The organism is Ruegeria sp. BF6, from assembly GCF_056538665.1.
Window position 1 is genome coordinate 131,208 of sequence record NZ_JBQFTN010000002.1, and the last position, 25,471, is coordinate 156,678.

At 60.0% G+C, this 25,471-nt stretch carries 10 protein-coding genes and 1 pseudogene; 9 read left to right on the forward strand and 2 right to left on the reverse strand.

Going from position 1 to position 25,471, the window contains the following annotated elements:
* Positions 1-4: 4 nt before the first annotated feature.
* From ACR0IM_RS08710 to ACR0IM_RS08730, 5 genes and pseudogenes are all read left to right on the forward strand, one after another.
* Positions 5-1,405: a selenium-binding protein SBP56-related protein gene (locus tag ACR0IM_RS08710; protein WP_480681539.1), complete on the forward strand. Its 1,401-nt coding sequence runs from the start codon at positions 5-7 to the stop codon at positions 1,403-1,405.
* A 3-nt stretch (positions 1,406-1,408) separates the two neighbouring features.
* A complete protein-coding gene (locus tag ACR0IM_RS08715) occupies positions 1,409-2,068 on the forward strand; it encodes a hypothetical protein (protein WP_480596750.1) in 660 nt (219 codons plus the stop codon).
* Positions 2,069-2,517: 449 nt separating this feature from the next.
* Positions 2,518-2,625: pseudogene (locus ACR0IM_RS08720) on the forward strand (IS6 family transposase); the annotation flags it as partial.
* A gap of 536 nt (positions 2,626-3,161) precedes the next feature.
* Positions 3,162-16,475: a hypothetical protein gene (locus ACR0IM_RS08725; protein ID WP_480681540.1), complete on the forward strand. Its 13,314-nt coding sequence runs from the start codon at positions 3,162-3,164 to the stop codon at positions 16,473-16,475.
* Positions 16,476-16,493: 18 nt separating this feature from the next.
* The gene (locus ACR0IM_RS08730; protein WP_480681541.1) at positions 16,494-16,973 is read left to right on the forward strand and encodes an invasion associated locus B family protein; all 480 of its coding nucleotides are present in this window, start codon (positions 16,494-16,496) and stop codon (positions 16,971-16,973) included.
* Positions 16,974-17,229: 256 nt separating this feature from the next.
* Here the strand turns inward: ACR0IM_RS08730 and ACR0IM_RS08735 are convergent, their stop codons facing one another.
* The gene (locus ACR0IM_RS08735; RefSeq protein WP_480681542.1) at positions 17,230-18,006 is read right to left on the reverse strand and encodes a FadR/GntR family transcriptional regulator; all 777 of its coding nucleotides are present in this window, start codon (positions 18,004-18,006) and stop codon (positions 17,230-17,232) included.
* Between the two features lie 334 nt (positions 18,007-18,340).
* Between ACR0IM_RS08735 and ACR0IM_RS08740 the strand changes: the two genes are divergently transcribed.
* The 4 genes from ACR0IM_RS08740 (at position 18,341) to dld (ending at position 24,448) form a co-directional block, all read left to right on the forward strand.
* Complete coding sequence (locus tag ACR0IM_RS08740) at positions 18,341-19,390, forward strand: TRAP transporter substrate-binding protein (protein ID WP_480591591.1); 1,050 nt, start codon at positions 18,341-18,343, stop codon at positions 19,388-19,390.
* 111 nt (positions 19,391-19,501) lie between these two features.
* Entirely contained in the window at positions 19,502-21,571 is a 2,070-nt protein-coding gene (locus ACR0IM_RS08745; protein ID WP_480681544.1) for a TRAP transporter large permease subunit, read from the forward strand.
* Between the two features lie 12 nt (positions 21,572-21,583).
* Positions 21,584-22,735: an alpha-hydroxy acid oxidase gene (locus ACR0IM_RS08750; protein ID WP_480681545.1), complete on the forward strand. Its 1,152-nt coding sequence runs from the start codon at positions 21,584-21,586 to the stop codon at positions 22,733-22,735.
* An 18-nt stretch (positions 22,736-22,753) separates the two neighbouring features.
* A complete protein-coding gene (gene dld, locus ACR0IM_RS08755; RefSeq protein ID WP_480681546.1) occupies positions 22,754-24,448 on the forward strand; it encodes a D-lactate dehydrogenase in 1,695 nt (564 codons plus the stop codon).
* Here the strand turns inward: dld and ACR0IM_RS08760 are convergent.
* Positions 24,445-25,467: a LacI family DNA-binding transcriptional regulator gene (locus tag ACR0IM_RS08760; RefSeq protein ID WP_480641671.1), complete on the reverse strand. Its 1,023-nt coding sequence runs from the start codon at positions 25,465-25,467 to the stop codon at positions 24,445-24,447. The two genes, dld and ACR0IM_RS08760, sit on opposite strands and share 4 nt — an antisense overlap.
* Between the last annotated feature and the right edge of the window lie 4 nt (positions 25,468-25,471).

A 25,471-nucleotide genomic window follows, 5' to 3' on the forward strand; every position in this document is an offset into this window, starting at 1 on the left:
AGTTATGAACCTGAGACCTGACCCTACTTTTCACGCAACTCCGAAACTTGCTATGGAAGCGCCTGCGGAAACGCTCGCTTTCACTTTGATGCTCAGCCCGGACGGTTCTGAGCCTGATGGCTTGGCCATTGTAGATGTTGACCCGAAATCGCAAACCTACGGCCAGATTGTCCATACGCTCATGATGCCCAACAAGGGCGATGAATTTCATCATTTTGGCTGGAACGCTTGTTCTTCTGCACTCTCGCCGTTGACTGGACACGCATTTTTGGAACGGAGGTATCTCATCGTTCCGGGCATCCGATCCTCGCGCATCTACGTGATCGACGTGAAAGAACCCCTGAAGGCGAAGATTCACAAGATCATCGAACCGGAAGAGGTTTTCGCTAAAACGGGTTATTCGCGTCCGCACACAATCCACTGCGGCCCCGAAGGAATTTATGTCTCAACGCTTGGTGGCGGCGGTCCCGATGGCACGGATGGTCCGCCGGGCATCTTTATTATGGATTGCGAAACCTTTGATATTCTCGGCCGTTACGAAATGGATCGAGGCGAGCAGGACAAACACTACGATTTCTGGTGGAACCTCCCGCGCGATTACATGGTTAGTTCGGAATGGGGGCTGCCACCACAGTTCGAGAACGGGATTGTGGCCGAGGATTTGCTGTCCAACAAATATGGCCACAAAATCCATTTCTGGAACCTGCGCGAGCGCCGAAATGTCCAAACCATTGACCTGGGTGAAAACCACCAGATGGCCTTGGAAATCCGGCCCGCCCATGATCCGGCAAAAGACTATGGCTTCTGCGGTGTCGTCGTGGATACCACAAACCTGCAGGGTGCGATTTTCACATGGTGGCAGAAGGATGACGGAACCTTCGAGGCGAAAAAGACGATCACGATTGATCCGCGGCCAGAAAAGGCCGATAACCTTCCACCTCTGTTGCAGGGATTTGAGGCCGTACCTCCATTGGTCACCGACATTGACCTGAGCCTGGACGACAAGTACCTGTACGTCGCTTGCTGGGGGCAGGGTGAAATGCATCAGTATGATGTGTCCGACCCGATGAACCCCAAGCTGACTGGAAAAGTCGAGCTTGGCGGGATTGCACGCGGGGCGAAACATCCGAACGGCAAAGGATTCTCTTACGGTCCCCAGATGGTTGAGATCAGCCGGGACGGCAAGCGGGTTTATTGGACCAACTCGCTGTATTCGACGTGGGATGATCAGTTCTACCCTGATGATGAGGGTGGGCAAATGGTTATGGCCAATGTTGGGGAAAACGGTGGCCTGGACCTGGACAAAGACTTCTATGTCGAGTTTCCAAAGGGCTATCGCAGCCACCAGATCCGCTTGGAAGGCGGAGACTGCTCGACCGATAGCTTCTGCTACCCGTCTGTCTGACACGTGGACGGATTAGACACGGCAACAGCCCTTTGGTGGGCTGTTGTCGCCTCTGGCATATATCACGGGGTCAATCCGGGCATGGGTTGGCCCCTGGCAGTGTCTGCGGCGCTGATGGACAAGAGACGCAACAGCCTTTTCAAGGCGTTGATCGCTCTGGCAGCCGGGCATCTTGTTGCGATGGGCGCAATACTGTTTCCCTTTACCGCGCTGCTCTTTCTGGCCGAATGGCAGCGCGAAATTCAGATTTTCGCATCCTGCCTCGTGATCGGATTGGGCGTTTATTTGTTGTTTAACCGCCGCCATCCACGGCTTCTTGCGCGAGTACCCCCGTCACGGCTTGCGCTCTGGTCTTTCTTAGCGGCAATGGCACACGGAGCGGGCTTGATGTTGGTTCCAATCTATCTTGGTATTTGTCGCACGATCGCCACGGACGCAGGGCATGCGGCAGCTGCCAATCTGATGACCGGCAATGCTAAAATCGCTATTGGAGTCGCCTTGGCCCACACCTTGGCCATGACAGTCTCGGGCGGTCTGCTTGCGTTCGGTGTTTACCATTGGCTGGGCCTGAGATTTCTCTCAAAAAGTTGGTTCAACCTGGATATTGTTTGGGCTCTGAGCTTGATCCTTGTGGGATCGATTGCGTTGCTGTTCGTTCACTAACTCGTCAATCTGGAATCCAGGGGCCGAACGGTCTGAGATGCAGTAACTAATGATATTCAACCAATGACCACCACGCGCTCAAGTTGCAAAACTCTGCTGTGTCCATCAAAGCCCGCTTCGTAATAGAGTCGGAGCCGTCAACATGACTGGTGCACTTTGTTCCGCTGCTCGGAGCAATCTGAAACACGCCTTTGCGGAGTCTTGATCGGCTGGTGAAACACTATGGCCGCTAGGTTAAAGTTTTCGCCAAGCTCGATCACTTGAACAGCGGGTTCTCCAAAAAACACCGCGCCACGCTTGGCGCAATTGCGGTAGCTGTGGCCAATGGCATGTTAGAGCAGGGGTAGACGGTCGTTGAGCTGACGAGCGGCAATATGAGCCTCACAATGGCCAAACCATTTCAGTGATCTTTTGCGACTCCGGATTGAAGTATCTTTCTACTGATCTTTTCAGCTGCATCTGCCCTTGCCGGTATCGAACTGGTCAGCATGATCCGCAATGGTCAATTTAAGTGTGGACTCTCGACATTTCAGCAGTTTGCGCAACTGCCGGGCTAAACTGCCAATAGTTCTGTCTATTTTGCTCTGAAAAGACTTTGCGACAGAACCGTTCTGGACGCGGCGCGTCGTTGCTACCATCTGGCCTGACTTAGTCGGCCCGGTCAGAGAATTATGTGAATGGGCAGAAACCAGGTGAGAGTTGCACCTCGCGCATGACCTCTTCCAAATCGCGGTACGAAACAGTGTAAGGGACATAAAAGAAGACTGCGCACCCTAAGAAAAAGCAGCTACGATTTGCCAGCCAAACATAGGTTCCTGTCTGACTTCAAACTGACTTGGCAGGCACGTGCCCGCCATCGCGGCTGAACCCGAGCGAAATCCCAATGTTTGACAATAGCTGCACTAAAGATGTTGCTTTTGAGCAATAATGGTTACGAAACTGTTAACGGGAGAAATTTTAGAACTGATCTCCTTAAGCTTGCGAATACCTTGTACCAAATGGTGATGGGTTTTATCGGGCAGATTGCTGTTCTTCGGGATTGTGCGATTGCCATGTGTTCTGGGTGGAACCGGTGCGAGGTTCGAAGGTGACAATGAGATCAATACTGCTGTTCGCGATTTCACTTTATATCGTGATTTCAACACCGTTGCTTGCCGCGCCTACATCTGCCTCGAAAGTCGGTGATACGGTTACCAACCCAGTAACCGGCTTGGATACCACCGTAAGTGCATTGATCGTGGACCCGGCATCGACGCCAACAGCGGGGACAACTGCCTTTGTCGAAACGGCGGACGGTTACGTTTTTCTGGTTAAGGGTGCGGGCGATACGATCTACAATACCGACAATCCCCCATTGGCTTTTAATATTGTTTCCATTACGGGGACAACAGCACAAATCAGCAATTCTGGCGCAACCGGCACGGCCAGTTTGTCGACGCAGCTGACCCTTTCCCAGTACAACAGCAACTTCAACAGTTCCGGCACCCCAGGCACAGTGACCCCACCCGAGGATGTCTCGGGGCCCAACGGTGTGAACCAGGTTGTTTACGGGCAGAATGGTAGTAACGGACGTGATGGCGCGTTGGTTGTGCCGCCAAGCTCTGGCGGTAATGGGTCCAATGGCCCAACACAGACAAAGACCCTGACAAGCGACGTCAATGCCACCAGCAACATCGGCTGGCAAGTTGGCAGTGTCGGTGGGAACGGGGGTAGTGGCGGAGATTCATACCTGAGTTTCTGGAGCGGTCGCGACGGAGGTGATGGCGGCAAGGGCGGAACGGTCAACGCAACTCAGGCCGCCAGCAGTACGATTCAGACATCGGGCGAAGGCAATGACGGGATCTTTGCATTCAGCCGCAGCGGTAAGGCAGGTAATGGCGGCAGCGGCTTTGCGGCGCCGGGCGGAGGCACCGGTGGGCATTCGGCCGACGGCGGCAATGTGACGGTCACCCAGCGCGGTACGATTTCGACAAGCGGAGATTCGGCAGATGGAATCTATGCGCTGAGTGTTTCCAACAATGGCGGCAATGGCGGATCGCAATGGGGATTGGTGGGGTCTTCCGGTGATGGTGGCTATGGTGGAAACGGTGGCAAGGTGACGGTCAACACGACGTCAACTGGCAGCATCCTGACGACCGGAGACTTCGCAAATGGTATCTACGCCCAGTCCATAGGCGGTTCGGGCGGGTCCGCGGGGACCAGCGGCAACCTTCTGGTCTCATTGATCGGCGGCGCGGACAATGGCGGCAATGGCGGTCAGGTTTCGGTTTCGCATAGCGGTGCAATTGAAACGCAGGGAGATTTCGCACGTGGTATCGTCGCGCAGTCCATCGGCGGTGGCGGCGGTTCAGGCGGAACAGCGGGCGGTCTGGTGTCCCTGTCTTTGGGTGGTGTTGGCTCGAACGGTGGTAGCGGTAATACAGTAAGCGTCACGGTACAGGGCAGCGGCAGTGTTTTGACCTCGGGTACAGGTGCCGACGGTGTCATGGCGCAATCCATTGGCGGCAGCGGCGGTACGGGAGCGAACTCTTTCGGTCTGGTCGCCATCGGCGGCACCGGGTCCAGGGGTGGCACGGGTGCCGCGGTCAGTGTCAGCAACTACGGGCGTATCGTGACTGGCGGAGACGGCGCCCGCGGCATCATCGCGCAGTCAATCGGCGGCGGCGGTGGTGATGGCGGCTCGTCCGGAGGCATGGTGTCTGTCGGCGGCAACGGCAGCGGCGGCGGCAGCGGTTCGACTGTGACCATCGTGAATGACGGCATCATCACCACGTCCGGAGACGATGCGATGGGCGTTCTGGCCCAGTCCATCGGTGGCGGCGGTGGTAATGGCGGTTCGTCCGGTTCGGTTGGGGCATTTGTCGGCGTGGCCATTGGCGGTAAGGGCGGTGCTGGCGGAACCGGCGGAAATGTCAACGTCACCTTGTCCAACACCGACGGCAGCCAGCCTTCGGCGATTCAAACCTCGGGTGATCGTTCGGCAGGTGTGTTCGCGCAATCTGTTGGTGGTGGCGGAGGCAATGGCGGCGGTGCCGTGTCAGTTGCTGTAGGGGCCTTTGGTGCGGCATCGGTATCGGTCGGCGGCTCGGCAGGTAACGGCGGAGATGGCGGAGCGGTCACGCTTAGTGGAAGCGGCGCGGCTTCGGTGCAGACCGGGGGGGACGATTCCATCGGCGTCATGCTGCAATCGGTCGGCGGCGGTGGCGGCAATGGCGGCTACGCCGTGTCGGTCGCCGTGTCCGGTGGTCCGGTGTCCGGTTCACTGGCCGTTGGCGTCGGCGGCGACGGCAGTTCCGGCGGCAAGGGCGGTCCGGTTACGGTTGGCCAGTTCAACAGCAGTGGTGTTGCGACGGCGGCTGGGTTCGAGGGCACGGTGGTCACCACTGGCAACCGCTCGACCGGTATGTTGTTCCAGTCCGTTGGCGGCGGCGGCGGCAATGGCGGTCTGGCCGTTGCTGCGACCGGAGGAGCTTCGGCTCTGTTCTCGGGCAATGTCTCGGTAGGGATCGGCGGCCAGGCGGGTAGTGCCGGGAATGGTGGTCTTGTGCGGGTTTATACCAAGGCGGACGTTACCACGACGGGGACGAATTCCAGTGGGATCATCGCGCAGTCGGTCGGCGGCGGTGGTGGCAATGGCGGCGGCAGCATCGCGGCCGGGATCAGCGCAAGCGGCGGTGCGGCCGTTGGAATCAACGTTGGCGTTGGCGGTGACGGTGGCGGTGCCGGAACCGGGGGCAACGTTACTCTGGTCGCAGGCGGTACGTCGATCGAGACCAGTGGCGCGTTTTCCAGCGGAGTTGTAGCGCAGTCTGTCGGCGGCGGTGGCGGCAACGGCGGCTATGCCGTCGGAGCCAGCGCCGATATCGGCGGCGCGGCGGCCGGATCGGTCAGCGTGGGCCTTGGCGGTAAAGCTGGCGGAGGCGGGGCTGGGGGAACCGTTACTGCGCAGGTCGATGCGGATGTCACCACACGCGGCGATGATTCCGGAGCAGTCGTCGTGCAATCCATTGGCGGCGGTGGCGGCAACGGTGGCTTTAGTGTCGCGGCGGGTCTCGCGGCAGGAGGCGCGGGTGCTGGGACTGTGGATGTGGGCCTTGGTGGTGACGGCGGCAGCGGCGGCATTGGTGGAACCGTCACGGGCGTACGCATCAATGGCGATATCCGGACCGAGGGTGCGCGTTCGACCGGAGTTGTGATCCAATCCATTGGCGGTGGCGGCGGCAACGGCGGTTTCAACGTCACGGCAGGTGTTGCGGCAGGCGGGGCCGGAGCCGGGTCCATCGGTGTCGGGCTAGGTGGCAACGGAGCCACCGGCGGTAATGGCGGTATCGTCGAAGGTCAGGTTGCGGGCAATGTCACAACGCTGTCCGACAGTTCAAGCGGCGTGGTGTTCCAGTCCATTGGCGGCGGCGGCGGCAACGGTGGCTTCAACGTAACGGCCGGGATCGCAGGGGCCGGTGCAGGCGGCGGAGCTGTCACTGTTGGTCTTGGTGGGGACGCCTCGGGCGGCGGTATCGGAAGAACCGTAACCGGTCGCGTGACCGGAACCGTCTCGACAGGCGGAGCGGATTCCACTGCAGTTCTGGCGCAGTCTGTTGGCGGCGGTGGCGGTAATGGCGGTTTCAATGTCAGCGCCTCTTTGGCGGGTGCGGGCGTGGCCAGCGGCGCGGTCTCGGTCGGGCTTGGCGGTGACGGTGGTACCGGCGCGACAGGCGGATCTGTCAATCTGACCACAACGAAATCCATTGTGACGGTCGGAGACCGTTCCTCGGGCGTGGTTGCTCAATCCATAGGTGGCGGCGGCGGCAATGGCGGCTTCAACGTCTCGGGCACCGGGGCAGGCGCAGGCACGGCCAGCGGCGCAGTCAGCGTTGGGCTGGGCGGTACCGGTCTAGGGGGCGGCAATGGCGGCGCAGTCACTCTGACCTCGGGCGGCATGATCCTGACGCAGGGCGACTCGGCCACCGCGTTCCTGGCGCAATCCATTGGTGGTGGCGGAGGCAATGGCGGCTTCAACGTCAGTGCCTCGGTTCAGGGATCGGGTACAGCCGGCGGTGGCGTTTCAGTTGGCCTTGGCGGAAACGGTGGCGGCGGCGGCAGCGGCAGCACCGTGATCGCCACATCGAACAACGCGGTTGAAACACGTGGTGACAGCTCCTCAGGCGTCGTGGCGCAATCCATCGGCGGTGGAGGCGGTAATGGTGGCTTCAACGTGGCCCCGGTCCTGTCAGGCGCCGGTACGGCCAGCGGTGCCGTCAGCGTCGGGTTGGGCGGATCCGGCGACACGGGCGGCAATGGCGGCAATGTCACGCTGACTTCGAACGGAACCATCCTGACCGATGGTTTCGCGTCTAGTGGTTTTGTCGCGCAGTCCCTCGGTGGTGGCGGAGGCAACGGAGGTTTCAACGTTTCGCCGACCGTATCGGGTGCGGGAACCGGCGCGGGTTCGGTGTCTGTCGGGCTGGGAGGTTCGGGCGATGGCGGTGGTGACGGCAGTCTGGTCACGGCCAGCACTACGGCGAATGTCGTGACCAAGGGCGATGCTTCGGTGGGCATTCTGGCGCAGTCCGTTGGCGGCGGCGGCGGCAATGGCGGCTTTAATGTTTCGCCCGCACTGGCCGGGGCTGGTACGGGTTCAGGCGCAATCAGCGTTGGTCTGGGCGGGTCCGGCGGCGGTGGCGGCACGGGCGGTGTTGTCGATCTGACCGTTGCCAACAGCGTGCAAACCGAAGGCGCACAATCCAGTGCAGTCGTCGCGCAATCCATCGGTGGCGGCGGCGGCAACGGTGGCTTCAACGTTTCTGCCTCAGTCGGCGGCGCGGGTACGGGATCCGGCGCGGCTGCCGTGGGTCTGGGGGGCCGCGGAACCGGTGGTGGCGATGCTTCGGCAGTCACCGCAGATGTCACCGGCAACCTTGTGACACTGGGCGAAACCTCGACCGGCTTGCTGGCGCAGTCTGTCGGAGGTGGCGGTGGTAATGGCGGTATGAATATCTCGGTCGCCGTTGCTGCAGCGGGCACTGGCTCGGGCGGCGCGTCGGTGGGTCTGGGCGGCGCATCCGGCACCGGCGGCAACGGCGGTACGGCTGAGGCCACTCTGACCGGCAATGTCTCGACGCAGGGTGACGAATCCAGCGGTGTCGTCGTGCAGAGCCTCGGTGGTGGCGGCGGCAATGGTGGCATGAACGTTTCGGCCACGGTGACGGTTGCCGGAAAAGGCAGTGGCGGTGCTTCTGTCGGCCTTGGTGGCAGCGGCGGCAACGGAGGCAACGCGAGCACGGCCACCGGTACGGTTGTGGGCAATGTCACCACAGCGGGCGACAATTCGGGCGGTGTTCTGGTGCAATCCGCGGCCGGCGGTGGTGGTAACGGAGGGCTGAATGTTTCGGCCGCCGTGAACATCTCGGGCACCGGTGGCGGCGCAATTGGCGTTGGTATCGGCGGGTCCGGTGGCGACGGTGGCAATGCGAGTACGGCAACGGGCTCGGTCACCGGAGATGTCACCACGAGCGGCGACAACTCAACCGGTGTTCTGGTTCAGTCCGTCGGTGGCGGTGGCGGCAATGGTGGCGTCAATATTTCGGGCGCGCTGAGCATTGCGCGCACCGGGTCGGGCGCAGCGGGCATCGGTGTGGGTGGCTTTGGTGGCGATGGCGGTACCAGTGGCGTGGTCGACAGTACTTTCGACGGCAATGTCAGCACCTCTGGCACACGTTCGGCCGGGATCGTCGCGCAGAGTCTCGGCGGCGGTGGTGGCAATGGTGCCACGAATGTCTCCGGTGCGATTTCAGTCGCCAGCAACTATTCGGGTGGCCTGGGGATAGGTGTTGGCGGTTTCGGAGGCGATGGCGGTGCGGCCGAAAACGTCACGCAGCAGGTCACGGGCAATGTCACGACGACCGGCGACGACTCGGTCGGCGTTCTGACCCAGAGCCTTGGCGGCGGTGGCGGTAATGGTGGCACCAACATTTCGGCGGCCTTGTCCCTGTCCCGGTCGGCCAACGCGGCTGTGGCTATCGGAGTCGGCGGATTCGGCGGCGGCGGTGCAGATGCCGGGGCGCTGGTGCAATCGACCGTCACAGGTGGTGTCTCCACCGGCGGTGATCGCAGTACGGCCATTCTGACGCAGAGCCTTGGTGGCGGTGGCGGCAATGGCGGCACGAATATCTCGGCCTCGTTGGGCATCAGCCAGGAAAATGGCGGCTCGGTCAGCCTGGGCGTTGGTGGTTTCGGCGGCGGCGCGGGCAATGCGGGTGATGTGATCAGCACTTTGCGGTCTGCCACAGATAGCAGCGGCACAACCTCGGTGGTTACGACGGGCGCGGACAGTATCGGTGTCATGGCGCAATCGGTTGGCGGTGGCGGCGGCAATGGCGGTCTGAACGTTTCGGGTGCGGTGAATCTGACGGGCAAATCCGGCGCAGCAGTTGCTTTGGGCCTTGGCGGCTTTGGCGGCGGCGGAGGCAATGCCGGGGCGGTGACACTAGATGTTCAAAGTGACGTTGTGACGGCGGGTAACGGGTCGCATGGTCTATTCGCACAGAGCCTTGGCGGCGGCGGTGGCACCGGTGGCGTGAATATCTCGGGTTCGTTGGCGCTGACCAAGCCCTCTGGTTCGGACACTATCTTCTCGGTCGCGGCGGGTGTTGGCGGCTTTGGCGGGTCGGGCGGTGACGCCAGTGATGTTGATCTGGATTACACCGGCAACCTGCAGGCGGTGCCGATGGTGCAGCAATCCGACGGCTCGTTCGCCGTGGATGAAAACAAAGGCGCCAGCGGTATTATAGCGCAATCGCTGGGAGGCGGCGGCGGCAATGGCGGCACCAATGTGTCCGGCGGCATCGCGATCAGCGGCAAACCCGGGGCAGGTCAGACAGACAGCAGCAAGTCTTATGCCGTGGTTGTGGGCGTCGGCGGTTTTGGCGGCGGTGGCGGTGATGCCGGGAATGTCGATGTAAACATCGGTGCGGGCAGCACGATCATGGCGCATGGCACCGGTCAATCCGGTCTGCTGGCGCAATCACTTGGCGGCGGCGGCGGCAATGGCGGCCTGAACGTTTCCGGCGGGATCGTGTCCGACAGTTCTCTGATTGTCGGTGTCGGTGGGTTCGCGGGCGATGGCGGCAAGGCGGGCAATGTCACCGTGACATCGCAGGCGAATATCACCGTGACGACGAACCCGGATGATATCTCGATCCCCAATACCACCACCTTTGAAGACAAGCTGCGCGACTTCCTGGGCGACACAATAGTGGATGAGACCGAGGAACTTGCCTCAAGCTTCGGATTGGAGCGACTGTTCATCGACATGGGTGTCTTCAACGAAGACAAACCCGATACTGATGGCTCGGCCGGTCTGATGGCGCAGTCCATCGGCGGCGGTGGCGGCAATGGCGGCTTGAACGTGTCGGGCGGTATCGCGCTGAGCAAGGACGGCAAGATCCCCTCGGTCACCTTCGGTGTTGGCGGTTTCGGTGGTGACGGTAACGTCTCGGGCGATGTAACCGTTAACCATGCCGGCACTGTTTCCGTCGCCGGTAACTGGAAGCACGGCGTTCTGGCACAATCCATCGCGGGTGGCGGCGGTAACGGCGCATTGAACGTAACCGGGCAGTTGAACTACGGGGACTCCAACAATTCTGACGGCAAGACCGACCTGAGCATTGTCGGTGGTCTTGGTGGTCACGGTGGCACTGGGGCGGATGCAGGGAACGTGTCGGTCACGCAAACCGGTGATATTGCAACCAACGGTTACCACGCCCGCGGTATCTTTGCCCAAAGCATCGGCGGCGGTGGTGGCACCGGCGGGATCAATGCGACGTTTGTCGGCACCAAGGACAGTTCACCCATTGCCATGGGCATCGGCGGCTTTGGCGGCGGTGGCGGAGACGCAGGCGACGTGACCGTTGCGCGCGGTACTGCCGCCATAGCGGCGGGCACCATCGTCACAGATGGCGTCGGTTCACACGGGATCGAAGCCTCAAGCATCGGTGGCGGCGGCGGAGACGCCGGAATCAACGCAGTGGTGGGCATCAGCAAGACCACCGGCAGCCAGAGCAATGGCGGCACCGGCGATTCAACCGACCGCAAGACACCGACCAATTCGGGCGTCGATGATTCGGTGATCGCCAACTACAACAAGGTGCTGGACGAGCTGGAAGGCAAAACCAACCCGGCGGATTCCTCTGGCAACAAAACGGGCGTTTCGGCTGTGGTCGCAATTGGTGGTGACGCCGGAACCGCCGGGGATGGCGGCACGGTGGATATCGACCACTACGGCGATATCCTCACCAAGCAGGACGGCAGCCACGGCGTCTTTGGTCAGTCCATCGGCGGTGGTGGTGGCAACGCGGCCCTGAATCTCGGCATGACCTATGAGCTGGCCTCTGATGCGACCAACAAGGGCTTTGGTCTGGCCATTGGTGGCGGTACGGGTGAGGGCGGAATCGGCGGTTCGGTTGACGTGCGAAACACCGGCAATATTTCCACACTCGGAGCGGATTCCCATGGCCTGTTCGCCCAATCCGTTGGCGGCGGCGGCGGTAATGCGGGCTACAATTCGGCCTCGACTTCGGTGGATGGCGGAAACGTCAACATTCAGATCGGCCGGACCGGAGGCACCGGCGGCAGCGGTGGTGACGTATATGCCAGTTCGAACGGGATCATCAGTACTGCGGGCAAGGGGTCCTATGGGTTCTTCGCGCAATCCATCGGCAACGGCGGTGGCAACTCGTCTTCGACTTCTGTCAGCATCGGCACACCAAAAACCGGAGACAGCAAAGGCAACAAAGCCAGCCTGTCGGTAGGTCTTGAAGGCGGCACTGGCGGCGCAGCGGGAGACGTTACTTCGGTGGTTGCAGGTACGGTGGTCACGCAAGGTACGGATGCACATGGTGTGTTTGCGCAATCCGTTGGCGGCGGTGGCGGAACGGGTGGCAAGGCCAGCAACTCGGCCGGTAAGGGTATCTCGGTTGCGCTTTCAATCGGTGGTACCGGTGGCAGCGGTGGCGTGGGTGGCAAGGTCGATGTGACCAACACGGCGCGAATCGCCACATTAGGAGACCGCTCGGTCGGCCTGATGGCGCAATCCATCGGCGGGGCAGGTGGCACTGGTGGGATGGTGCAGGCCGGTCAGTCGAACCTGGACACGATCAAAGCCGTGGTCAATCCGTCAACGGTGGGCACTACCGCGTCGATCAATATTGGCGGCACCGGAGGTGATGGCATGACCTCGGACACTGTGACCGTGGTCAGTGACGGGATCATCACCACCGAAGGCAGCATGTCGCACGGAATTTACGCACAGTCGGTCGGTGGCGGCGGCGGCATGGGTGGTGTGGTTGAAAACCGCATCATCAGCCTGCGCAAGGAGATCGGCAACACGGCGACCCTGTCCATCGGCGGCAATGGTGGCACGGGCGCGATGTCGGCGGCAGTTTCCGTAACCAACCGTGACCTGATCCAGACCACGGGCGACAAATCGATTGGTATCTATGCGCAGTCGGTCGGCGGCGGCGGTGGTGACGCGCAACAGGTGCGCAACATCATTCTGGGTCGGTCTTCGGACGGGGCAACAACGAATGCCATCTTGATCGGTGGCACTGGTGGCACCGGCGGGGCTGGCAGCACGGTTACCGTTGTCAACGAAACCGATGGAACGATCCTGACCACCGGCAAGGAAAGCCACGGCATCTTTGCGCAATCGATCGGTGGCGGCGGCGGCAATGGCGGTTCGACGATCTCGGTGGATGGCCGCTATGGCGGTGCCGAGGCCAGCACACGGCGGGCATTGCAATTCGGTCTGGGCGGCTCGGGCGGCACCGGCGGAATTAGCGGCACCGTTTCGGTGACCAATGCCGGGACGATCGTGACCACTGGCGCCGGAGCCCACGGCATCTTTGCGCAATCCATTGGCGGCGGCGGCGGTAACGGCGGCAGCTCGATCACGGGCACGGTGCGGCTCAAGACCGGGGACAACAGCTCTCCGACCGCGCAGCTGAACATCGGCGGTTCGGGCGGCAGTGGCAATGTTGCGGGCAACGTGGTGGTCACCAACAGCGGCGACATCCGGGTGGACGGCGCCGGAGCCTATGGCATCATGGCGCAATCAGTTGGTGGCGGCGGTGGCAATGGCGGTCTGGCCGTTGCCATGGATGTGAATGACCTCAAAAACACCATGACAGGCAAGTCCTATTCCAAGATCGCCATTGGCGGGTCCGGAGGAGATGGTGCAGATGGCGGAGACGTCACGGTAAACCACACAGGCTCCATAGTCGTGAATGCCGCAAACGGGTTCGGCATCTATGCGCAATCCGTTGGCGGCGGCGGTGGCAATGCCGGATATTCGGTATCTTCCCCGCTGGTCTCGGCGCTGGACTACACGATTTCGCAGGCACTTGGCGCGCGCGAAGGGTCCACTGGTTCGGTGGGCACCGTGACGGTCAATTCGACCGGCGACATCCTTGTAAACGGTGAAGGTAGCGAAGCGGTGTTTGCCCAGTCCGTGAACGGCGGCGGTGGTAATGTCGATACAACCGTCGATTTCACCACCACGACGAGTGGCGCGACCGGCTCTGTCGTCAGCAGCGATATCGCCCTGGGCGGTGATGACGTTTCCGGTATGGCGGGCAGTCAGCTTGCGCAATCGCATACCGGCAATATCGCTACGACCAGCGACAGATCAACAGCCCTGATGCTGCAGAGCGTCGGTGGCGGCGGCGGCACCGCGGCAACCGACGTTGTTGTGCAGGACGGCGACGGTATCGATATCACCGCCCGTCTGGGTGCGATTGACACCGATGACGCCAGTGGCGGTGGCGTGAATGGCAGCCGCACGGGCGATGTGGGTACCGATGGTGCGTTCTCGTCCGCGGGATCGGCGCAATCCATTGGCGGGGGCGGCGGCAAGCTGGTGCTGAACAGTACCGGAACGGTCGATACGAACAAGGCCGCGTCGGTGATCCTGGGATCTGACCCCAGCTTTAACAATGATGGCGGCGGTATTACCCTGACGCTGGACGGCAACGTTTTCACCAGCGGTAATCGCTCCTTTGGCCAGAGCATCCAGAGCATCGGCGCGGGTGGCGGCGAGGTCGTCATCTCGGGTCTGGGGCAGGCTGCCGTGACGCTGGGCGCGCAGGACGGTTCGACCGGCGATGGCGGCGATGTTGATTTCGCCAATACTGGTGACGTGACCACCAGCGGCAACGGATCGCACGGGTTCGTCATTCAGAGCATCGGCGGCGGTGGTGGCCTCGTCTCGACCGACATGGAGGCCAGCCGGGTTACCGTGGACCTGTCGGCCAACAATGGCGGTGACGGCGGCGATATCGGGTTTACCCAGGCCGGAAATATCGTGACGACCGGAGAGAACGCGATTGGCGTTGTCGCGCAGTCGCTGGGCGGCGGTGGCGGCATGGTGGACTCGGTCTTCCGTGGGTCCGCGGGCGGTGCTGGGATTGGTGGTGCTATCGACATGGCACTGACTGGCAACATCCTGTCGGTCGGTGAAGGCGGTATCGGCATTCTGGCGCAATCCGAAGGGCGCGACGGGGCGGGTGCCATTGCACTGGGGTTCGATGGCGTCGTCATGGGCGGTACAGGGCAGGTGGACGCGGTCGCTTCGATCATTGTGGACGGCGGTGCAAACAATGCGCTGACTCTGTCGGAGAACACGGTTCTGCTCGCCGGGAACAACCAGTTGATGAATGGCGGTGACGGAAATGAACAGGTCTCGCTTGCGGGCGCAGCGCTTGGCAACTTAAACCTTGGCGCAGGCACCAACAGCCTGACTGTCGAGGACGGAGGCGCCTTCTATGCGCTGGATACGATCAATCTGGGCGCAGCCGGGATGATGCAGGTGAACGGCGATTTCGTTCTGGGCGCGAACTGGGGTCTGAATACCGACTTCTCATCGAATGTTCAGGCAGGGGATTTTGTCTTTGCCGGAAACGTCAGCCAGACCACAAACCTGACCGGCAGCCTGGCCTTTGGTGCAACGGCAAGCTCAACCTTCGATGTGTACTTTCTGACCTCGGGGGCATCGGGCGGTGACAGCGACCTGGTCAATGTCACGGGCGACGCCACGATAGGCGGTACCTTGTTGCCTCAGTTGAACAGGCTGGAACGGGCGTTGCCTCTGGTCATCATCAACCCGGACGGCACGGCGGCGGACGCAGGCACGACGATTCAAGACACTGTGGTGCTGGATTACTCGATTGGCCTGAACGGTTCGACTTCGGACGGAAGCTCGATTGATCTGGTGATCACGCCGGATTACTCGACCGCTAATATGAACGCGAACCAAGCGGCCGTTGGGGATTACATCAACCAGGTCCTGAACGGGCAGGGGTCGGCCGCGCAAGGCGAATTGTTTGCGCTGATCGGGAACATGATGTCTGAGGCTGACGTCATCGCCGCGATCGATGGGCTGACCGTGGGGGATTACGCCTCGGATGCGGTGGACGCCTACTACGGTACCCGGGTGTTCGCGGATACTCTGCACAATTGCGAACGCTTTACCGACTATCAGGCGGGTGACGATCCGCGCAGTTGTGTCTGGTTCTCCGGAGGAAGGTCTTTCTACGACCGTGACCAGACTGGCATTTACGATGAGCTGGACATCAACAACACCAACCTGTCCGCGGGTGTCCGTCTGCCGGTCGGGGATGAACTCTATGCCGGGTTTGCAGTGGGCCATGACCGGATAAGCCTGCGCAACGGATCGCAGTATAATGCGACGGGTGACCGGTTCAATCTGGGCGCGTCACTGACCAAATACACCGGTGCATGGGAGTTTGCCGCCATGCTGTCCGCCGGTTGGTCGGACTATGACACGCTCAGGGCCGGTGGGATCAGTGGCGTGCTGCCGAACGGAAACGTTGTAGACACTGTTGGCGTTAGCTCGATCAAGCACAAAATGAACCACCAGAATCTGCGGCTGAGCTTTGCCTATGACCACAGGTTTGCCGGTGGCAGCTCTTACCTGCGACCCGAGATCGCCGTAGATGCCACGCGCCTGGCGACCGAAAGCAACGGTGACGCAACCCTTTCGGGGGTTGTCCTGCAAGACAACAGCGAGATGATCTATTCACTGACACCATCGCTGGAGATCGGCACCGAACAGGTCCTGAGCGCCTCACAGAAACTGCGCGCAAGTTTGCGGGCCGGTGCCATCATTTCGTCGGACGACACCGTATCGGTCAGCGCCGGGTTCGCGGGCGCCAGCGCCGCCGACGGCGGGTTCTCGAATACCAGCTATATCGGCGATACACACGGACTGGTTTCAGCCCGGCTGGGACTGTTCGCACTGGACGACAGCAGCTTTATCAACCTGAGCCTCGACCATATGTTCGGGGACTCGACCGAGGCCCTGCAGGTTGGTCTTGGTCTTGGGGTACAATTCTAATTAATAAGGGACAGCAGTATGAAAACTTGGATTTGCGCTTTGGCGGTCTCATTGGGATTTGCGCTTCCTCTTGCCGCACAGGAGAACGACGCGCCATTGTGGTCCGTCAATTGCAGCAATTTGGTCAACGGCACCGAACTGATCTGCGAAATGACCCAAAGCATCGTTTTGACGGAGAATAACCAGAGGCTTACCTCTATTGCGTTTGTGAAGCCCGCAGGCAAGGATGAGACCGAGACCGTGCTGACCCTGCCGTTTGGCCTGCTGTTCTCCGAAGGGTTGGTCGCCAAGGTCGATGGCGCGGAAGTTGCGCGTCTGGATTTTCTGACCTGCGAAGCGCAGGGCTGCTTTGCGCGTTCGCCCGTCTCACTGGACTGGATGTCAGCGATGCGGGCCGGCAATCAGTTGACGGTCGAAGGCAAAAACAGGATCGGAGACCCGATCTCATTCGGGTTCGACCTGGCAGGTTTCAGTAAGGTGTCCGATCTCTTGCCCTGACAGGCTGGGCATTGGTGAGAGCGCTCGCGCCTCGGCTATCACGTTTTTCTGTTTGGGTGTTGTCGATGTAACGATAGCAGGTACCCAACTTGCTAAACTCGTGGTTGGTTTCCGACGAAAGGAGATTGGGTTAAGAAACCTTGATTATCTCGCGCTATTGCCGCGCACTGATGGAATTGGGGCAGGGGATTGCGGAATTTCGCGTCTCACCGCATTCCGGTTAACGACTACACATGATTCCATACAGGTGTGGTCGTTACCGTTCAGACAGCATCCGGCGTTTTTCAGCCATCGCTTCGCGACGATTGCGTTCAATCCCCAGTCTGAACGACTCTTCGACGAAATCGATATGATCGACTGCGGCTTTTGCCGCGCGCGCCTCGTCGCCGTCGATTACCGACTTGCCCAATTCCAGATGCTGGGCCAGCAATTGCTCGCCAGTCCCGTCAATCGTCTTCAGGAAATCGCGATTGTAGAATACGCCCTTGCGGGTGAGTTCGTAGATCGAGGCCATAATGTGGATCAGGGTCGCATTCTGACTGGCATCCACGATTGCCGTGTGCAGCGCGAAATCGGCTTCCTGTGCAGCTCTGGTGTCATTCTCCTGCCAGGCCCGCTCATTTTCAGCCAGAATTTCTGCGATCCGCTCCTTGTCCGCCTTGGTCGCCCGCTGCGCGGCAAGGCGGGCGGCAAAGCTCTCTTGCTCGCGCCGATATTCCAGATAATCAAAAAAAGCGGGTTCGTGCCGTTCGTATAGCGCCAACAGAGCGGGCATCATCGCCTGGCCGGTCAGTGCGGCGACAAAAGTCCCCTCGCCATGTTGTGTGGTGACCAGTCCGCGTTCTTCCAGAACCGCCAAGGCCTCGCGCAGTTTGGGGCGTGACACGCGCAGCATTTCGGCAAGATCACGTTCCGAGGGCAGTTTGCGACCCTGCTTCAGGATGCCGGATGCGATCAGATCCTCGACCTGGGCGACGACGGCCTCGGCCAGCGATTCGTGTCCGACCGGTTCAAAAATCGCTGTGGGGCTCATGGTGCCGTGCCTCCGTTTTGTGTCAGAATTAGGATTGTTGGTAAATAAATATAACCATGTTTGGCAAAAACTCAAGCAAACCGCGCCGGTCCTGACAGTGAATCTAGCATTATGAAAAAGAACAAAAAACAGGCAGCTTCGGCTTTCAATTGCTAAAAAATGGCATTTGCCAACACTGATCCTAATGCTCGGTCACTCAAAAAGGTAAAGGCCAGTGGTAAACAAAATTGTTGACTGGTTATTACTGGTAAAGTTAGTTTACCACCGGAGAGGCGCTGGAAGAGCCTGCGCCGCTGATTGGGGTGGAAGCCCTGACCAACCTGGAGGAGAATTCATGAAGAAGACCCTGACGAGCCTCGCCGTCGCCGCCAGCCTGCTGGCCGCACCCGCGGTCGCCGCTGACAAGCTATTGCTGAAAACCCCGATCGCATTCTCGACTGAACTGCCGGGCCTTGGCTCGCCGATCCCGCGGGTGGCCGAGCAACTGGACCTGATGTCGGGTGGGACGCTGAAGATGAAAGTGTATGAGCCGGGCAAACTGGTTCCGCCGTTCGAAATCCTTGACGCCGTTTCCACCGGCAAGATCAATTCGGGCTACACCACTGCCGGTTACTGGGCAGGTAAAATCCCGTCTGCGCCGCTGTTCTCGGCCGTTCCGTTCGGCCCCGAGGCTGGCGAATACATGGCGTGGATGTACTATGGTAACGGTCTGAAACTGTACCAAGAGATGTACGATCAGGCAGGTTACAACGTTCACGTTCTGCCTTGCGCCATCATTGCCCCGGAAACCTCAGGCTGGTTCGCGACTGAAATCAACTCGCCTGAAGACCTGAATGGCCTGAAGATGCGTTTCTTCGGTCTGGGCGGAAAGGTGATGCAGAAACTGGGCGTGGCGACCTCGCTGCTGCCGGGTGGTGAGATCTTCCCTGCGCTGGAAAAAGGTGCGATCGACGCGACCGAGTTCTCGATGCCTGCCATTGACGCGCGTCTGGGCTTCCACAAGCTGGTGAAATACAACTACTTCCCCGGCTGGCATCAGCAGGCGACTGTGTTCGAACTGTTGATCAACAAGGACGTCTGGAACGAATCCAGCGACCAGCATAAAGCCATCATCGAAAGCGCTTGTAAGGCGTCTATGGCGGACAGCTTTGCCGAAGGCGAAGCCATTCAGCACGCGGCTCTGATCGACAACGTTGAAAACAACGGTGTCACCATCAAGCAATGGTCGCCCGAGATGCTGGATACGTTCCGTGCGACCTGGGAAGAGGTTGCCGCTGAAGAAGCCGCCAATGACGCCTTCTTTGCACAGGTTCTGGCCGATATGAACGAGTTCCGTGACGGCTATGACCTTTGGAAAACGAACGCTTTCCTCCCTCGTCAGTAACCTCCCGCACTGACGATGCCGGGGCGGTCGAAACCGCCGCTCCGGCCCATTTCCTTCTTATTCGGAATTTCTAACCAATCACTGCCCGCACGTCGGGCTGCTGAGCGAGGAATGACCATGGACAGCCAAAAGAACCTCAACGATCCGGTCGAAGCCTATGAAGGCATCCTGGAGCACCCCGAGACAGACCGTCAGAAGATCGCTGTCGCCATCGACACTGGCGTCAAGGCGGTAGGCCATGTGGTCATGTGGGCAAATGTGCTGCTGATGGGGGCGATTTTCGCTCAGGTCTCGCTGCGCTACCTGTTCAGCCAGAACTATCCCAAGCTGGATGAGGTCCAGTGGCATTTCTACGGCATCGTCACGATGATCGGTATTTCCTATGCCTTGATCACGGACAGCCATGTGCGCGTTGACGTGCTGCATATGCAACTGTCGCGCCGCGCGCAGCGGGTGATAGAGGTGATCGGCATCCTGACCCTGCTGACACCGTTCATCTATCTGATGGTCGATCAGGGATACGATTATTTCTACGAGAGCTTACGCGTCAACGAACGGTCGGACAGCCCCACGGGTCTGCCAGCACGTTGGGCGTTCAAGGCGGTTATTCCCATTAGTTTTGTTCTTTTGGCTCTGGCTGCTTTGGCGCGGCTGATCCATGACGGGCACGCGTTGCTGTACGGGCCGGAGACCGAGCGCGAAGGTGCGTCGCTGCGCCGAATCCTGCTGGTGCTGGCTGTCTTTGCTGCGGTTTGCGTCGGCCTGACTTTCCTGGTCGAAACGACCGAGGAGAAGCTGGTCATCGCGATGTTCCTGACCTTTATCGCCCTTTTGTTCACCGGCTACCCGGTGGCTTGGGTTCTGGCCGGTGTGGGTGTCGCCTATTGCGGTCTGGCCTATCTGTTCGACAATGATCTGATGTTGTGGACAGGTCTGGAAGGAACACTTACCGGGCTGGATTACCTGACCCTCGGCGCGGTTGTGAACCGGGTCTATGCGACCATGTCCAACGCGGTTCTGGTCGCGCTGCCAATGTTCATCTTCATGGGCCTTATGCTGGACGAATCCGGTGTGGCCGAGCGTCTGATGTCCTCGATGCAGCGTCTGTTCGGCACTGTTCGCGGTGGTCTGGCGATCACGGTGACCCTGATCGGGATCATTCTGGCGGCCTCGACCGGCATCATCGGTGCGTCCGTGGTGCTGCTGGGTGTGCTGTCGCTGCCCTCGATGATGCAGCAGAAGTATCAACCGACATTGGCGGCTGGCGTAGTTTCGGCATCCGGTACGCTGGGCATTCTGATCCCGCCGTCGATCATGCTGGTGATCATGGCCGACCAGATGGCCCTTTCGGTAGGCGACCTATTCATGGCAGCAGTTTTCCCCGGTGTGATCATTGGCGGCCTGTACCTGACCTATATCTTTATCCTCGCTCTGGTGAAGCGCGATGCGGCACCCGTTCCTGAAGGTGCCAAGGCGCCGGATTGGGCTGCGGTCAAAGACGTGTTGATTGCCGTCATCCCGACCCTGATGTTGATCCTGGCCGTGTTGGGTTCGATTTTTGCTGGTCTGACTACACCGACCGAAGCTTCGGGCATTGGTGCGCTGGGTGCGACGCTGCTGGCACTGGGTTACCGCAAGCTGACCTTTGCGAAACTGTGGAACGTGTTGGTTTCGACTTTCAACACCACAGCCTACATCTTTGCCATCTTCCTGGGCGCGACAGTCTTCTCGTATGTGCTGCGCGAACTGGGTGGAGACGAACTGATCGAGCATGTGGTGCAATCCACCGGCTTCGGAGCCAACGGAACGATCCTCTTCATCCTGCTCATCGTCTTTCTGCTGGGTTTCGTGCTGGACTGGATCGAGATCACGCTGATCGTGCTGCCTCTGATGCGCCCCATCGTAAACGGGCTGGGCATCGATATCCCCGGCTTTGGCGTACTGGATGAACCGGCTCTGGTCTGGTTCGTGATTCTGGTCGCGGTGACGCTGCAAACCAGCTTCCTGACACCTCCGGTGGGCTTCGCCCTGTTCTATCTGAAAGGCGTCTGCCCGCCCGAGATCAAGCTGACGCATATCTATAAGGGCATCATCCCGTTCGTGCTGCTGCAGCTGACCGGTCTGGCGATGGTCTTCCTGTGGCCGACCCTTGCCACCTGGTTGCCTTCGGTCGCCTATTAAGGAGCCGTTCCGATGCGTCTGAACCAATGCCATAACTTCCACGACTTCCGGCGGCTGGCCAAGCAACGGCTGCCGGGGCCGATCTTCAACTACATCGACGGGGGTGCTGATGATGAGGTGACGTATCGGGAAAACACCAATGCGTTTGACCGCTGCGACCTGCTGCCCTCGGTTCTGCGTGGTGTGTCTGACGTGGATTTGTCCGTCACGGTAATGGGGCAGAAACTGGACATGCCGGTCTACTGCTCGCCCACCGCTTTGCAGCGTCTGTTTCACCATCAGGGTGAACGCGCCGTCGCGGCGGCGGCCGAGAAATTTGGCACCATGTTCGGTGTGTCCTCGTTGGGCACCGTGTCCTTGGAAGAGCTGCGCAAAAAACACAAAAACCCGCAGGTCTATCAGTTCTACTTCCATAAGGATCGCGGCCTGAACACAGCGATGATGCAGCGCGCCAAAGAGGCGGGTGTCGAGGTGATGATGCTGACCGTCGACAGCATTACCGGCGGCAATCGGGAACGTGATCTGCGCACCGGCTTTTCGATCCCGTTCCGGTTGACGCTGGGCGGCATGATCCAGTTTGCGATCAAGCCGATGTGGGGCATCAATTATGTCACACACGAGAAATTCCGCCTGCCGCAGTTGGAGGAACATGTGGATATGGGCGGCGGTGCCAGCTCTATCGGTGGTTACTTCACTGACATGCTTGACCCGTCTATGAACTGGGACGACGTGGCGCAGATGGTGCGCGACTGGGACGGGCAGTTCTGCCTCAAGGGCATTATGACCGTTGATGATGCCAAACGCGCCGCCGAGATCGGCTGCACCGGTATCATCTTGTCGAACCACGGTGGCCGCCAGTTGGACGGCTCGCGCACGCCTTTCGACCAATTGTCCGAAATTGTGGACGCGGTTGGCGACAAGCTGGACGTTATGATGGACAGCGGTATTCAGCGTGGCACCCATGTTCTGAAAGCGCTGTCGCTGGGCGCCAAGGCGGTTGGTGTCGGTCGGCATTACCTGTATCCGCTGGCCGCAGCAGGGCAGGCGGGTGTCGAACGTGCTCTGGGCCTGATGCGGGCCGAGATCGAGCGCGACATGAAACTGATGGGCGTCACTAGCATCGACCAACTGAACCGCGGGAATATACGCTTCCGCACCACCTAAACCGGAAAGAAGGCTGCCATGACCAATGATGAACTGATCCGGCATTTTCGTTCCATCGTTGGGGCGCGCCACGTCCTGACCGGAAAACGCGCGACAGAGCGGTTCCGTCGCGGTTTCCGCTCGGGTGAGGGCGAGGCGTTGTGTGTCCTTCAGCCTGGCAGCCTGCTGGAACAATGGAAAGTGCTGCAGGCCTGCGTGGCCGCTGACAAGATCGTCATCATGCAGGCCGCCAATACGGGTCTGACCGAAGGCTCGACCCCTTCTGGTAGCTATGACCGCGACGTGGTGCTGATCAACACCCGCCGCATGGATGCACTGGTGTCGCTGAACAATGGTGAACAGATCGTCAGCTTTCCCGGTGCCACGCTTTTTGCATTGGAAAAAATGCTTGCCCCGCTGGGGCGAGAGCCGCATTCGGTGATTGGGTCGTCTTGTATCGGCGCGTCGATTGTCGGTGGTGTGTGCAACAACTCGGGCGGGTCGCTGGTTGAGCGCGGGCCGGTTTATACCGAACTTTCGGTTTACGCGCAGATCACTGAAGCAGGCGAGTTGGAACTGGTGAACCACCTGGGCATTGATCTGGGCAACACGCCCGAAGAAATATTGACCAGCCTGGATGCCGGTAAGTTTGACCGCAACCCGGGGGCAACGAACAAACGCGCCTCGGCCAGTGATTACGCGCAGATCGTGCGGGACGTGGATGCCGAAACTCCGGCGCGGTTCAATGCGGACAAGGCCAAGTTGTTCGAATCCGCCGGGTCGGCTGGAAAGATGGCGGTCTTTGCCGTGCGCCTCGACACCTTCCCAAAGAACGAAGCCGAAAAGGTCTTTTACATCGGCAGTAACAGTTCCGACGATCTGGCTGCGTTACGTCGGCATATCCTGTCCGAGTTCAACTCGCTGCCGGTATCCGCCGAATACATGCAGCGCGAGGTATTCGACATCACCGCGCGTTATGGCAAGGACACGGTTGTCATGATCGACAAGCTGGGCACTGACCGGTTGCCAATGTTCTTTGCCATGAAGGGCGCCGTCGATGCGCGGTTGCGGCGTATCCCGTTCCTACGCAATTTTACCGACCGGTTCATGCAGGCGGCTGTCTCAATCTGGCCGCGGGTTCTGCCGAAACGGATGATAGAGTTCCGTGACCGCTACGAGCATCACCTGATCCTGAAAATGAAGGATGACGGCATCGCAGAGGCCGGGGATTGGCTGCCCGTACTCCTGAAGGGCCGTGATGCGGATTTCTTCGAATGCACGGTGCGTGAAGCCAAGATTGCAGGTCTGCACCGCTTTGCCGCCGCTGGTGCCGCCGTGCGCTATATGGCGATCCACGCGAATGAAGTCGAAGATATTATCGCGCTGGACGTCGCGCTGCGCCGCAACGATCAGGATTGGCTGGAGAAATTGCCGCCCGAGATTGAAGGCAAACTGGTTCACAAGCTGTATTACGGCCATTTCATGTGCCATGTGATGCATCAGGACTACGTGGTTAAAAAGGGTGCCGACCCAAAGGCGCTGAAAGCGGCGATGCTGGAACTCTTCGATCAGCGCGGCGCGGAATACCCGGCCGAGCACAATGTTGGGCACCTTTACAAAGCCAAGCCTGATCTGGCGGCGCACTACAAGTGCTGTGATCCGACCAACTCGTTCAACCCAGGCATCGGCAAGATGTCCAAGGCCCGGAACTACGGCGAAGGCAGTGCCACCTAGCTGGTTTTGCGAGAAATGGCCGATTGCCGTTCGATCAATCGCGCCTCAAGCTGTTCCGACCCCGGCCTTTTCTGTTCCGATATCCAGTTTGCCAGAGCGACCGCCGCGCGTTCGCCCATTTGGGTCACGGGTAGGTGCACCGTTGTGATGGAGGGTACTGCTGCGGCGGAGCTGGGCAAATCGTCAATCCCGACCAGTGAAACATCGCCGGGCACGGAAAGGCCTTCGGACTGAAGCCCAAACAAGACACCAAGCGCGACGACGTCCGACAGGCTTAGAATGGCGTCCGGCTTCTGGGGCAGGGCGCATATCTGTCTGGCGATCTCAGCCCCTCCCCGGTGGCTGATACCTGTCTCGAACGTTGTCAGCTCACCGGCCATGGGCAAGGCACGCAAACCGGACAGGCGTGCCCGGGTCCGGTCATTGTCATGTGTGGGGCCATGCACAACCGCGATGTGTTGGTGACCCAGATCAATCAGATGCTGCAAGGCAAGTTGCGCTGCGCCTGCGTTGTCATATCCGATGGTCGGCAGCGGGTTTTCTGCATCGTAGAAAGAGGTGATGATGGTCGGCAGCATTGTCCGCTCGATCAGATCATGAAACGCGGCGCTGTGGGTGGCACCGGTGATGATCAGGCCTTCGGCCCCGATATCCACCAGGCTTTTCGCTTTTTCAGCCTCGATATCCGGGTCCGAGTCGGTTGTGGCCACAACAAGAGACAGCTGGTTTTCAGACAAGGTGCGTTCGAGTGCTGCAAGGAAGCGGGCAAAGATCGCGTTGTCCAGAGTGGGCACCAACGCTCCGACAAACCGGGTTCGTCCGGAATTGATCGCCCGCGCGGCAGCGCTGGGAACGAATTTAAGCCGGGCAATTGCGGCCTGAACCTTTTCCAGCGTGTCTTTCTTTACCACGCCGGGCTCATTCAGGACCCGGGACACCGTGGCGACCGATACGCCCGCGACTTTTGCTACATCTCTGAGATTTGCGCGTTTTTTGGGCTCAGGGGCTTTTTGCGTCACCGGT